Below are 12,033 nucleotides of genomic sequence, written 5' to 3' on the forward strand. Positions count from 1 at the left end.
ACGCCACGAGCCAGACACGGTCCGCAGCGGCGAATCTCGTCGTATCGGGCTGTACCAGCCCAGCTCGTGACTATCCGAGGAGGCCATCATGGCTGCATCAGCGGCGTCCACCCGTATGCACGCGGAGTGGAAGGACAAGAAGCGCTACCTGTGGGTGCTCGGCATCGCCGTGCCCTTGTTCCCGATCATCGGCGTCCTGCTGATGGACGCAACCGGATCGAGCCTGTGGCTCTGGCTCACGCCGGCGATGTTCTTCGTCGTCATCCCGCTCCTGGATCTGCTCTCCGGCTACGACGACACCAACCCGCCCGAGGACGTCATCGAGGCGCTGGAGAACGACAAGTACTACCGGTGGGTGACCTTCCTCTATCTTCCGGTGCAGTACGCCGGCTTCGTCGGCGCGCTGTGGTACCTGGCATCGCATGACCTGCCCACGGTCGACCGGGTCGCGATCGCCGTCTCGGTCGGCATCGTCGGAGGCGTTGCGATCAACACCGCCCACGAGCTCGGCCACAAGCGTGAGGACGCCGAGCGGTGGCTCTCGAAGATCGCCCTGGCACAGACGTTCTACGGCCACTTCTACATCGAGCACAACCGCGGCCACCACGTCCGCGTCGCCACCCCGGACGACCCCGCCTCCGCCCGGATGGGTGAGACCTTCTACGGCTTCTGGCCGCGCACCGTCGCCGGCTCGCTGACTTCGTCGTGGCACCTGGAGAAGAAGCGCTTCGCCCGCAAGAAGCAGCACCCGTTCCGCTTGGGCAACGACGTCCTCAACGCCTGGCTCATGTCGGTGGCGCTGTGGGGCGCCCTGATCCTGTGGCTCGGACCCGTCGTCCTCCCCTACCTGCTGCTCCAGGCCGTCGTCGGGTTCTCCCTCCTGGAGGCGGTCAACTACATGGAGCACTACGGGATGCTGCGACAGCGGGTCGGTGGCGGCGGTCGGCAGCGCTACGAGCGGGTCAACCCTTCGCACAGCTGGAACAGCAACAACATCGCCACCAACGTCTTGCTCTACCACCTGCAGCGGCACAGCGATCATCACGCCAACCCGACCCGGCGCTACCAGACCCTGCGGGACTTCCCCGAGTCGCCGGTGCTCCCGACCGGCTACACCGGCATGATCGTCGTGGCGCTCATCCCTCCGCTGTTCTGGCACATCATGGACAAGCGGGTCGCCGCGCACTTCGACGGTGACCTGACACTGGCGAACATCTCCCCACGGAAGCGCGAGCGCGTCCTGGCCAGATGGGGCGCCGGCGAGCACGCTCGCACAACGACCGCAGACGTCACGGTGGCGAGCATCTCCGCGGTCGAGGTCCTCGCCGCCAAGTGCCCCGGCTGTGGCTATCTCTACGAGGTCGCCGCCGGCAACGAGCTGGAGGGCTTCGCAGCGGGCACGGCCTGGAACGACGTACCCGACGACTGGTGCTGTCCCGACTGCGGAGTCCGGGAGAAGGTCGACTTCATTCCCGTCGACCCCGCCCGGGCCTGAGTCAGGCAACACCCTGACGCACGGACGACGAAATCGGCTCCTGACCAGATGGCACTTCTGGTCCGGAGCCGGTTTCTGCGGTGCATGAAACTAGACCGGCCGTACCGGCGGGCGATCCAGGTTGCCGGTTGTCGACACCGAGCCTGCCCAGGACGACGGGGAGCGCGGCACGTGCATCACCGGTCCGACATGGCCGCTGTATGGCGCCTGCAATCTGAATACTCCGGACACCGACGCCATCATGCCTTCGCGTGCGGTCTTCGGGTGATGCTTGTGGGCATCAGCCCGAGGGTGACCTTCCCCGCCCTGACTCGGCGACGGTCAGACCTGCCTGACAGCGGCCGTGGCAGCACTCAGGTGGGCGAGGAGTTCGTCGTTGAACCGTTGGCCGATTCGCTGGACGGCATGCGGGCTCCCCGCGAACAGAACTCGCTTGGCACCCAACGCCTCCGCCAAGGCGTCAGCCACGTCCTCGAAACCGGCTGTTCCGCCGCCAGTCACGATCAGCTTGGGGAAGGAGGTCTGTGCGAGCTTCGCCACCGGAACTCCGGTCTCCCAAGGCCGCTCGGTCGTGAGGTTTCCGACCGCCTCAACGAGCGGCGGCGGGAGCGGCGAGGGCAGTTGAATATCAACGCTGAGAACCTTGAGGAAGCCCGCTGCGAAAGACTCAAGATCCGAGGCGTCGGCCACGGCCCAGTAGTCGCGCAGCGCCGCAATGAGCTGGTCTGCTGCTGGTCGACCTGCACCGTTCGGCATCGCCGGCGGTTCGATGACAGTCAGCGACCAGACCTTCTCCGGAGCCAAGGCCGCGGCCCGCATCGCGACGACCCCTCCCATGGAGGTCCCCACCAGGTGCGCCCCGTCGCCGAGCAGTTCGACGATCTCGGTCGCGTCGCGATCTGGGTCGATCCGCTCCGTCCTCGGGCTCGGGCTATAGCCCCTGCGGTACGGGGCGATGATCTGGAATCGGTCGGCGAGCACCTGCTGCTCGCCGAAGGCGGCCGCAGCAGAGCCCAAGCTGCCGTGCACCATGACGACCCGAGGGCCCGAGTCTCCCCAGCGTTCCGCGGCAAGTTCGGTCATGGCCAGACTCCTCAACGCTGCGATCCGGCGGCAGCCGCCTCGGCCGCGGCACGCGCAAACACACCGTTGTCGATGTCCAACTTGCGCGACGCGAACTTCCAGCCCTCTGCGGTGCGCACGACGCTGTCGGTGTAGATACCCGAGGCGATGATGAACGGGGGCTTCTCCACCTGGAGCTTGGTGACTGCGCAGGTGATGCTGGCAGCGTCGCCATCGCCGTCGACGACGTAGTTCGTCATCAGGTGGCGGGCACCGTCTTCCTTGCCGGCTGCGATGTGACCGTTGATGAACTCACGGATCGCGTCGTGCCCGGCGAACGTGCCGTACGTGGCGACGAACGTCCCGTCCGGTACCCAGGCCGCTACCCAGGCGTCGACGTCGTGGTTGTCGAGTGAGCGCATGTGCGCGTTGGAGAGCTCTACGATCTCGAGCTTGTCTTCGACCGATAGGGACATGGTGGATCTCCTTGCTCATTGGCGTGGTGTTGGAAGCGCGATGTGCCGCGATGCAGGTCCGTCGGTGGCGACGGTTCTGGAATCCAGACCGGCTGACCGCTCGTCCGGTTCAATCGAGTCTCGTCCACCAGGGGGCTCCCGCCAATCGCCGATGCGAACACTGGTGAGCACGGACGCGAACGGCCACCTTTGCAAGCGACGTCGGACCTACCGGCGGGCGCCTCGCAGCACGGCCGATGGCGACTCGCCAAACCTCTGCTTGAACCTCGCGGCGAAGTCCCCGAGGTGCAGAAAGCCGCACGCCACGGACACCGCCGTCACGGTGGTCTCGGCCTCGTCAGCCATGGAGAGCTGATGGTGGGCGCGTTCTAGACGCTGATTGCGGAGCCATTCACCGGGCGACATTCCGACCTCGCGGCGGAACCCGAGCTGCAGGCTCCGAAGCGTCACCCCACAATGCCGAGCAACGTCCGAGAGCGAGAGCGGTTCGGCGAGGTTCACGAGCATGTATTCCATCGCACGAGACACACGTTCGGCGGAGGGGCTCTTCGCGACGCCCTCGAGTCTCCTGCTCAGGTTGCTCGGGTACCCCAGCAGAAGGGCATCAACGATCAGGGTCTCGGCATGGATCACCAGGCGCATGCGCTGCGTGACGTACGGGTCGGCCGCGAGCCGGGCGGCCGCGTCGATCACCCCCACGAGCCCGGGGCTGATCTGCGCGGTCGTGAGATCAAAGTGCACGGGGGTCGCCTCTCGAGCCCCGATCAGCGCCGCGGCCGCGATCTCGACACGCCGACGGTCCAAGCGCATCAGGACCTGGTCGAAGTCGCGGCCGATCTCCAGCGTGAACGGCCGGTAGGGACTGACGACTGACATGGCTCCGGGCCCGAGCACAGCGGTCGCCCGTCCATAGTCGAAACGCGCACGTCCCGCGACCGGCAGCGCAACGATGAATTCATCCTGCTCCGGGGCGATCCCCGAGATGGTGACGTCAGCGCCGTAGCGCAGCCGGCACAAACCGACTGCGCTCGGCAGATGATCCAGCCGCGCGGAGAGATCGGCTCCTCGACCGCGTACGCGCAGCACATGAGGACGTAGCGCTGTCGCGCAGGCGTCGACCACCTCGTCAACCTCGTCTGCGGCCCTGAGGAGTGGAGTGCCGTGGCATCGAACGACTTCAGCGATCTCATCGATGGACACGTTGCACCCCCTTCCCCAGAGTAGATCTGGCATGAACGACTTGTTGATCAGCGATGCCGGCCGCAGAGCCGCCGAGATCGCTCAGTCCTGTCCGACGGTGGCCAGGTCGGTCTCCCGCGTCTCCTTAGCGATCAGGGAGGCGACGAGTGAGACCGCGCCCATGGCGGCGAGGTAGGCCGCGATCGCGTAGCCGGTGCCGAACTTCTGGTAGAGCGCGATGGCGATGATCGGAGCGAGCGAGCCGGCGAGGACCGAGGCCAGGTTGTAGGCCAGCGAGACGCCGGAGTAGCGGACCTCGGTCGGGAACAGCTCGGAGAAGAAGGCGCCGATCACCGCGCTGAAAGCGGCGAAGATCAGCAGGCCTCCGGTGACGGCCAGGACGATCATCCCTGGGTTCTTGGTGTCCAGCAGGCCGAAGAAGACGAAGGACCACACGATCGTCGCTATCGAGGCGGCGAGGTAGATCGGGCGTCGTCCGATCCGGTCGGCGAGCACCGCGATCGAGGGAATGGCGACGACCGCGAACCCCTGCCCGATCAGTACGGCCGTCAGAGCCACGGACTGGTCGAGGTGGAGCATCTTGGTGACGTAGGTGATCACGAACAGGGAGTAGATGTAGAACCCTGCGTTCTCACCGAAGCGGGTTGCCGCGGCCAGCAGCACCATCCGCCAGTGTTTGCGGACCACGACGCCCGCAGGTAGGCCCTTGGGCTGGGCATCGGCCTTCTTCTGTGCCTGCTCGAAGAGCGGGGTTTCTGCGACATAGAGACGCAGCCAGAGACCGATGAGGACCAGGAGCGCCGAGAGGCCGAAGGCGATCCGCCAGCCCCACGACAGGAAGTCGGCCTCGGACAGCGTGCTGTTGAGAGCAAGGAGCACTCCTGCCGCGGCGAGGTTTCCGAGCGGTGGGCCGATGTTGGGCCAGGAGGCGTAGAACGCCCTCCGCTTCTCGTCGCCGTGCTCGGAGACGAGCAGTACGGCGCCGCCCCACTCGCCGCCCAGTGCGAAGCCCTGCACGAGGCGAAGGGTCACGAGCAGGATCGGCGCGCCGATCCCGATCGTCGCGTAGCTCGGCAGGAAGGCGATCAGGAAGGTGGATCCGCCCATCAGCAGCAGGCTCGCGATCAGCGTGGCGCGCCGCCCGTGCCGGTCGCCGAAGTGCCCGAGGACGATGGCGCCGATCGGACGCGCCAGGAAGCCCACTGCGTACGTCGCGAAGGCGAGGATCGTGCCGACGAGGGGGTCGGAGGCAGGGAAGAACAGGGTGTTGAAGACGAGCGCCGAGGCGGTGCCGTAGAGGAAGAAGTCGTACCACTCGACGGCGGTGCCGGCGAGGCTCGAGCCGGCGACGACCGGCAGGCTGGTGTGTGATGTTCGCCGAGACTGCTTGCTAGGTTGATCGAGGGTTGTTCTGGACATGGGTCTCTCCTGAAGGTGCGTGTCCGGTGACCTCGCCTCGGGGGCTGTTGCCGCAGCCGCCGGGGCATTTCTCGTTCAGGTCTGGTTCGGGCCGGGGTGACCTAGAAGAACCAGTGCTCGGGCTCGTGCCCGTGTGCGGTGACGTCCGCGAAGCGTCCGCCGTGGAACCCGAGAGCGTCCCCCTCACGGGAGCAGACGTCCTTGACTGCCCCGAAGACGACCGTGTGGTCGCCCGCCTCGACCACCTGCTCGACGTCACAATCGAGGTGCGCCAACGCACCGGGCACGACGGGCACGCGGTGGCCGTCGTACTCCAGGCCGAGGCCGGCGAAGTGGTCCTCGCCGCGCTGGGCGAAGCGCATCGCGATCGGCTGCTGGCGCACGGAAAGGATGTTGACCGCGAACCGCCCGGCGGACGTGACCGCATCCCCGCTGCGAGCCCCGTGATTGAAGCAGACCAGCAGCAGCGGCGGCTCGAGCGAGACCGAGGTCAGCGAGTTCACGGTCATGCCGTGCGGGACGCCCTCGTGTTCTGTGGTGATGACGGCGACACCGGTGGCGAAGCGGCCCATGGTCTGCCGCATCGTCATCGGGTCGACCAGGGATGCGGTCATCGTCCCCATCTCCCTCAGTCCTCGGCCCGGGCGTGGTAGCGGACCTCGTAGGTGGTCACACCCTCGTCGGTGCGCCACGGGCCGTGCGGCATGCCGGGCGGCCGGCAGGCGAACTCGCCGGCCACGAAGGTCCGGTCCAAGGAGAGGTCGTGGAACGACCCTTCGATGATGTAGACCTCCTCCCAGAACTCGTGCTTCTGCACGCCCAGCTCTGTCGAGTCCGCGCCCGGCTCGTAACGCAGGATCCGGGTGGCTACGCCGCCCTTCGGGTCGGAGGCGAGGATCCGTTCCTTGATCAGGGGGTTGTCTCCCGGGCACAGGGTGTAGTCGATGTCGGTGATCGGGGTGAACTCGATCTCGGGCTTGCTCATGCGGTGACCTCCTCGGTGATTGCGGCGAGCTCGGTGACGCCGTACGACGCCAGGAACTCCTCGACGGACCCGATCGGCCCGTCGTAGTCGAAGTTGCGGAACGCGTAGCCCTTCACGACAAAGGGGGCTCCGGAGTAGAAGAGCTCGTACTGCTGGTGACGGCCGGCGAACTCGCTGCCGATCGCATCCCAGGCCAGCTTGAACAGCTTGACCCGGTCGATCGAGGACATGCCGGGGCTGCTGACGTAGCGCTCCATGTCGTCCCGGGTAGCCTCCTCGACGAGCTCGTGGACGCTGGAGGGGACCTGCAGGACTCCACCACCGACGAGGTCTCGCAGGATGCCGATGACGCGCGGGTGGATCTCGGCCTGGAGACCCATGGCACCGTAGAGCGCCTGGGCCCCGGGACGGATCACGCCCTGCGCATCGATCGTGGCGGTGAACTGGGCGGAGTTGACACCGGACTCGACGACCGAGACCAGGCTGGCCAGCTCACCGAGCTTCTCGACCACGCCGGGGAACTTGTCCACGCCGTTGACCGCGGCGACCTTGCGGGCGATGCCCGCGAGGAACCTCAGCTTGGTGGCGAACCGGATCTGGGCCTGGAAGTTGCCCAGGACATGGGCCGCTGTCTCGAAGAACTGCTTGCGGAGGCCGGCGACATCCTTGTAGACGAAGACGTCCTTCCACGGGATGAACACGTCGTCGAAGACGAGCAGTGCATCGGTCTCGTCGAAGCGGGAGCTGAGCGGGTAGTCGTACTCGCTCGTCGCGCCGGGTGCGTACGGGCGACGGCAGTAGAGACTGAGGCCGTCGGCGTTGACCGGGATCGTGAAACTGACCGCGAAGTCGGCGTCCTCGGCCTGGAGCGGCTTGATGCAGGACACCAGGATCTCGTCGGCGACCGCACCTCCGGTGGCCAGCATCTGGGCCCCGCGGACGACGATGCCGTCCTCGCGTTCCTCCTTGACGCCGACCTGGATGAAGTCGCCCTCCCAGGCGTGCGCGGTCGTGGCGCGTGAGACCTGCGGCGGGATGATCGCGTACGACACGTACAGGTCGTTCTCGACGATGCGTCGGTGGAAGGCGAGCACGTTGTCGGCCAGACCGCGCTCGGTCGCGAACGCCTCGGGGTAGGCCGAGAACGCGGCCACGAACGCACCGACATGGTCGGGAGAGCGTCCCACCCAGCCGTGGGTGTGGCTGGCCCAGACCTGGGCGGCGTCGCGCCACGACTGCAGGTCATCCGCGCTGCGGGGCGCGAGGAAGAGACGGTTGACCGGGCGATCGCTCGCCTGGTCGTGGACCTGCATCCCGTTGGCGGGGTCGGCAGCGAGGTCGAGCAGATCGCCGATGGTGCTGGCGATAGGCGCGAAGGCCGGGTCGCTGGCGATGTGCTCGACAGGCTTGCCGTCGACGATGACACGACGGCCGTCGTCAAGGGAGGCGAGGTAATCGGTGCTGGTACGCATCAGTTGCTCCTGACAGAGACGGTGTATGTGAGTTCGATCGGTGCGTGGCCGGGGACCTCGAGCTGCATGCGCCAGTCGCAGCCGTAGCGGAAGGTGCCGTCGATCAGCGGGCGAGTGCCGCCGAAGAGGACCAGTGCGACGTCGGCGCTGCCACCGATCTGGTCCCACTCGGCCAGGACCTGGGTGATCGGGAGCATCGAGGCGAGGGTGCCCTCCTGATAGAGGTCGCCGTCGACCCAGCTGCGGACGACCATGGCGTCCCAGTCGACAAGGGTGGGCGGGTCGCCGAGCTCGATGAGGGTGGAGGCGATCGGCTTGGGGCAGGCGGCCTTCGAAAGCTGGATGCCGACTGTCTCCATCTTTCGATCGGTGTGGTCCGACCCGATCGTCAGGTAGTAGGTGCCGTTGGCCCGGACGAGCACAGGCTCGACCTCGCCGGAGGTCTCGGTGCCGCTGACCTCGATGCGCTCGGCGGTGGTCAGCCTGTCGACTTCGAGGGGGTAGAAGGCGGGGATCGTGTCCGGCTTCGGCACGCCGATCGCGGCGAGCTCGTCGATGTGATGGCGAACCGCCTCCTGGTCGCGGCCGGTGTAGCCGGCGACGACGAGATGGGTCGGCTCGATCTCGACATCGGCACCGTCCGTGGTGCCGAGCCGGAGACGTGTCGCAGTGGTGCTCATGCGTACTCCTTCATCGTGGTGAGGGCGGCCGGCCAACGGCGGTCGGCCAGGGCGGGAAACTCGGCGCGGAATCGGCTCGGCAGACCGGGATCGAGATCGGCGTACGTGAAGCCCTCGTCGGTTCCTGCCTCGACCAGCACGTCGCCGGTGGGCGCCACCACACGGCTGTGACCACCAAGAGCGACACCCTGCTGGTCGCCGACCGCGTTGCACGCGATCAGGTTGACCTGCTGCTCGACGGCGCGCACCGAGGTGAACAGACGCCAGTGCTCGAGGCGAGCAGCGGGCCAGGCGGCGCAGACGACCACCTGCTCCGCTCCCTCGTCGACCAGGCTCCGGAAGAGCTCGGGGAAGCGCAGGTCGTAGCACGTCGTGATACCCGTGGCAGGACCTGCAACCGGTCCGACGCCGAGGTCGGCGCCCGGCGTCAACAGCTCGGACTCGCGAGAGCCGTAGCCGAACAGATGGACCTTGCGGTAGCGGGTGACGACTGCGCCGTCAGGGGCGACGACCACGGAGGTGTTGTGCAGCCGGCCCTCGGCGTCGGCCTCCACGAAGCTGCCGAGGTGAACGAACAGCCGCAGCGCGGCCGCCCAGCTGCGAGCTGCGGAGAGCGTCGGGCCCTCGAAGGGCTCGGCACGCTCGGCGTACTGCTCGAAGGAGAAGTAGCCGGCCGTCCACATCTCCGGCAGGACCAGCAGATCGACGTCGCGCAAGGCGCGCTCGGAGCGAACCGCGCGGTCGACACGGGCAAGTCGGTCCTCGACCGATTCATGGTCCGGACTGGCGAGCTGGAGGAGCGATATCTGCATGCCCCAACGATCATGTGACCGGGGGCACACCCGATATCGGAAAGACGCTGTCGCGCACTCGGAAATGCGCGAAGAGATTGGTCAGCGACGCCCGGCGAGAACCGTGGAGGGAGTGACTCCGTAGCGGCGGCGGAAAGCATTGCTGAACTCGCCGAGGTGGAAGAAGCCGCAGCTGTAGGCGACGTCGGTCACCGACAGTCCGGTCGCACCGCCTGCCAGCAGAGCGTGGGCGCGCTCGATCCGCTGGGAACGCAGCCACTGCAGCGGGGTCGTCCCGAGCTCACGCCGGAAGCCGGCCTGCAGGCTCCGTACGCTCGTTCCGCACGCCTCCGCCACCGCCGTGACGGTCAGGGGGTCACCAATGCGGTCGAGCATGAAGTCCATCGCCCGCCGCAAGCGTGGCGACACCGGCTGAGCATCGTCTGGATCGGCGGACGTCCGATTGTTCGGCTGCGCGAGCAGCAGCGTCTCGATGATCACCTGCTCTAGCTGCCACAACAGATGAGGACGATGCTCGACCGCGGCCGAGTCGACGAGGCTGACGGCCGACTCCAGCAAGCCGTCGAGGCTGATGACGCCCTCGGCCAGGGCGACGTCGAAGTGGACCGGTCCCACCTCACCGGTAATGCCGGCCGCCACCGACTCGACCCGGCCCCGGTCAAGGCGCACGATCACCTGGTCCCACGCTGCGTCGAACGCGAACTCGAACTCGCGGTGCGGGCCGATGATGACGCCGCGGCCAGGTGTCGCCAGCACCTCCGTATCTCCGTAGCGGAACATCCCTGCGCCCGCGACAGGGAGGGTCAGGAGATAGTCGTCGAGCACTCCGTCCCCGGAGCTCACCGTGACCTCCGCTCCGTAGCGCAGCCGGTTGACCGAGGCATCACGCAGCTGGACGTGGGTCAGGGTCGTGGCGAGCTGCGCTCGGGCTTGGCGTACCGCAAGGGAGTGCGGGCGCAGCGCGCCGGTGCACACGTCGATGATCTGGTCGGCGTCCTCGGTGTCCGACAGCACGGCACGACCGCGATTTGCCGCGAGGCTCGCCAAGGTGAGAACTCCCATGACACCTCCCGGCAATCTGAAGAGACGGACTCGAGTCGACGCTCGAATTCCACCGATCATGGCTCGCCGGTCCGACGGCGTCAACGATGCGTCGGGTCAAGAACGTGCACCCAACCACTCCGCCACGCCCCGCTCGCTCGAAATCTCCGCCCCTGGGACGAGCAACAGACGCCACCGCCCTGTCGGCTCCAGTCGCTCCCTCCTACAGAGCTCCATGAGCGTTCAGGACATGACTACCGGCAGGAAGGCCAACGATCTTCTGTTCACCACCGATACCGGGGCGACCCTGCACGGGAGTGCTCAGAAGCGTCCGGAAGGACCCCGGGGGCAGATGACGAGCAGATGGGCGAATGACAACCAAGAAACCCGGCTCCGACTGCCGTGTTGTGGCTGTTCAGAACCGGGTTTCCGTTGGTGGAGCTGAGGGGATTCGAACCCCTGGCCTTCTCATTGCGAACGAGACGCGCTACCAACTGCGCCACAGCCCCAAGCGATGAGAAACGTTAGCATCTCGTCGCGGGTGTTACCCAATCAGTATGGCCTCAGGAGCCCGTGGCGCGGCCGCGAGCAGCCTCGGCAGCCGCGGCCGCTGCACGCTCGGCCTCCTCGGCCTGGCGGACGAGCTCGGAGTCGGCGGCGTTGCGACCCGAGCTCCACACGCCGGTGGCGTCCAGGTCGATGGTGCGGACGGTGCGGCGCGGCGCGGCCTCCTTGGAGACGTACGTCGGCAGCGGTGTCTCCACCGGCTTCCAGGATCCCGCGGGGAGGTGCTCGCCGGTGTCGTCGTGCTCGACGACGGCGACCAGGTCGCCGGTGTCCTGGTCGATGTCGAAGGTGACCCGGGGCGGGGCGACCGGCTCGGGCTCGGGGAGGTCCTCGGGGAACGGGATCCGCGCCCAGACCTCACGCTGCTGGCGCACGCTGAGTCGGCAGGTGATGAGCCAGGCGACGACCAGCACACCCGGGATCGTGACCCACACCGGGCCGAAGATGCCGAAGCCGGCGAGCGCGCCGACCACGGCGAGACCGAGGATGAGCACACCGAGCACGATGCTGCGGCGCTTGGCCGCGGCGCGAGCCGCGCGGCGGCGTACGGCCATCGGAACGGGTCGCGGAGCGGCCTCCGGGATCGCCTCGGCCTCGGCCTCCGCCTCCGGCTTCTTCGGCGACTTCTCGGTCACCAGATCGGTGGAGTCCTTGCCGGTGGCCTCTCGCCGCGCGAGGATCCGGCGGGACTTGGAGATGGCGGCGCCGGCCCGGCTCTTGGTCCCGTCCTCGGCCGTCGCTGTCTGTTCGAGCATCTTGGGCACCAAGTACACCGCCCACGCCACGGCGAGGGCGACGAAGATGAGTGCGCTCGGGTCCACGTT

The 12,033-nt window shown here is 67.4% G+C and carries 12 protein-coding genes and 1 tRNA gene; 1 reads left to right on the top strand and 12 read right to left on the bottom strand.

The window, feature by feature from the left end; genetic code table 11:
* Positions 1-88: 88 nt before the first annotated feature.
* Positions 89-1,495, top strand: a complete 1,407-nt coding sequence (locus tag ACFWQC_RS19930) for a fatty acid desaturase (RefSeq protein ID WP_378681784.1) — start codon at positions 89-91, stop codon at positions 1,493-1,495.
* Positions 1,496-1,816: 321 nt separating this feature from the next.
* Here ACFWQC_RS19930 and ACFWQC_RS19935 read toward each other — a convergent pair whose 3' ends face one another.
* From ACFWQC_RS19935 to ACFWQC_RS19990, 12 genes are all read right to left on the bottom strand, one after another.
* Positions 1,817-2,578 carry an alpha/beta fold hydrolase gene (locus ACFWQC_RS19935; RefSeq protein WP_378681786.1) on the bottom strand — a complete coding sequence of 254 codons (762 nt, stop codon included), beginning with the start codon at positions 2,576-2,578 and terminating at the stop codon, positions 1,817-1,819.
* Between the two features lie 11 nt (positions 2,579-2,589).
* The gene (locus tag ACFWQC_RS19940) at positions 2,590-3,033 is read right to left on the bottom strand and encodes a nuclear transport factor 2 family protein (RefSeq protein WP_378681789.1); all 444 of its coding nucleotides are present in this window, start codon (positions 3,031-3,033) and stop codon (positions 2,590-2,592) included.
* Between the two features lie 207 nt (positions 3,034-3,240).
* Complete coding sequence (locus tag ACFWQC_RS19945; protein WP_378681792.1) at positions 3,241-4,233, bottom strand: AraC family transcriptional regulator; 993 nt, start codon at positions 4,231-4,233, stop codon at positions 3,241-3,243.
* Positions 4,234-4,314: 81 nt separating this feature from the next.
* A complete protein-coding gene (locus ACFWQC_RS19950; RefSeq protein WP_378681795.1) occupies positions 4,315-5,652 on the bottom strand; it encodes an MFS transporter in 1,338 nt (445 codons plus the stop codon).
* A gap of 101 nt (positions 5,653-5,753) precedes the next feature.
* Positions 5,754-6,266 (bottom strand): flavin reductase family protein, encoded by a 513-nt coding sequence (locus ACFWQC_RS19955; protein ID WP_378681798.1) that lies wholly within the window; start codon positions 6,264-6,266, stop codon positions 5,754-5,756.
* A 14-nt stretch (positions 6,267-6,280) separates the two neighbouring features.
* On the bottom strand, positions 6,281-6,637 hold the full coding sequence (locus ACFWQC_RS19960) for a cupin domain-containing protein (protein WP_357336902.1): 357 nt from the start codon (positions 6,635-6,637) through the stop codon (positions 6,281-6,283).
* Positions 6,634-8,109 carry a 4-hydroxyphenylacetate 3-hydroxylase family protein gene (locus tag ACFWQC_RS19965; RefSeq protein ID WP_378681800.1) on the bottom strand — a complete coding sequence of 492 codons (1,476 nt, stop codon included), beginning with the start codon at positions 8,107-8,109 and terminating at the stop codon, positions 6,634-6,636. The genes ACFWQC_RS19960 and ACFWQC_RS19965 overlap by 4 nt, the downstream gene beginning before the upstream one ends.
* Positions 8,109-8,789 (bottom strand): DUF2848 family protein, encoded by a 681-nt coding sequence (locus tag ACFWQC_RS19970; protein ID WP_378681803.1) that lies wholly within the window; start codon positions 8,787-8,789, stop codon positions 8,109-8,111. Before ACFWQC_RS19970 ends, ACFWQC_RS19965 begins: the two co-directional genes overlap by 1 nt.
* Positions 8,786-9,601 carry a carbon-nitrogen family hydrolase gene (locus ACFWQC_RS19975; protein ID WP_378681807.1) on the bottom strand — a complete coding sequence of 272 codons (816 nt, stop codon included), beginning with the start codon at positions 9,599-9,601 and terminating at the stop codon, positions 8,786-8,788. Before ACFWQC_RS19975 ends, ACFWQC_RS19970 begins: the two co-directional genes overlap by 4 nt.
* An 81-nt stretch (positions 9,602-9,682) precedes the next feature.
* Positions 9,683-10,663 (bottom strand): AraC family transcriptional regulator, encoded by a 981-nt coding sequence (locus ACFWQC_RS19980; protein ID WP_378681810.1) that lies wholly within the window; start codon positions 10,661-10,663, stop codon positions 9,683-9,685.
* A 412-nt stretch (positions 10,664-11,075) separates the two neighbouring features.
* Positions 11,076-11,151, bottom strand: a tRNA-Ala gene (locus tag ACFWQC_RS19985).
* Between the two features lie 54 nt (positions 11,152-11,205).
* On the bottom strand, positions 11,206-12,030 hold the full coding sequence (locus ACFWQC_RS19990; protein ID WP_378681813.1) for a hypothetical protein: 825 nt from the start codon (positions 12,028-12,030) through the stop codon (positions 11,206-11,208).
* Positions 12,031-12,033 lie beyond the last annotated feature (3 nt).

Origin of the sequence: Nocardioides sp. NPDC058538 (assembly GCF_042719275.1) — a bacterium.
Taxonomy (GTDB): domain Bacteria; phylum Actinomycetota; class Actinomycetes; order Propionibacteriales; family Nocardioidaceae; genus Nocardioides.

Bases quoted from the DNA above. Each gene is read 5' to 3' on its own strand.
- ACFWQC_RS19960 (WP_357336902.1), bottom strand. From the start codon at position 6,637: ATGAGCAAGCCCGAGATCGAGTTCACCCCGATCACCGACATCGACTAC.
- ACFWQC_RS19950 (WP_378681795.1), bottom strand. From the start codon at position 5,652: ATGTCCAGAACAACCCTCGATCAACCTAGCAAGCAGTCTCGGCGAACA.
- ACFWQC_RS19970 (WP_378681803.1), bottom strand. From the start codon at position 8,789: ATGAGCACCACTGCGACACGTCTCCGGCTCGGCACCACGGACGGTGCC.
- ACFWQC_RS19955 (WP_378681798.1), bottom strand. From the start codon at position 6,266: ATGACCGCATCCCTGGTCGACCCGATGACGATGCGGCAGACCATGGGC.
- ACFWQC_RS19980 (WP_378681810.1), bottom strand. From the start codon at position 10,663: ATGGGAGTTCTCACCTTGGCGAGCCTCGCGGCAAATCGCGGTCGTGCC.
- ACFWQC_RS19935 (WP_378681786.1), bottom strand. From the start codon at position 2,578: ATGACCGAACTTGCCGCGGAACGCTGGGGAGACTCGGGCCCTCGGGTC.
- ACFWQC_RS19965 (WP_378681800.1), bottom strand. From the start codon at position 8,109: ATGCGTACCAGCACCGATTACCTCGCCTCCCTTGACGACGGCCGTCGT.
- ACFWQC_RS19940 (WP_378681789.1), bottom strand. From the start codon at position 3,033: ATGTCCCTATCGGTCGAAGACAAGCTCGAGATCGTAGAGCTCTCCAAC.
- ACFWQC_RS19930 (WP_378681784.1), top strand. From the start codon at position 89: ATGGCTGCATCAGCGGCGTCCACCCGTATGCACGCGGAGTGGAAGGAC.
- ACFWQC_RS19975 (WP_378681807.1), bottom strand. From the start codon at position 9,601: ATGCAGATATCGCTCCTCCAGCTCGCCAGTCCGGACCATGAATCGGTC.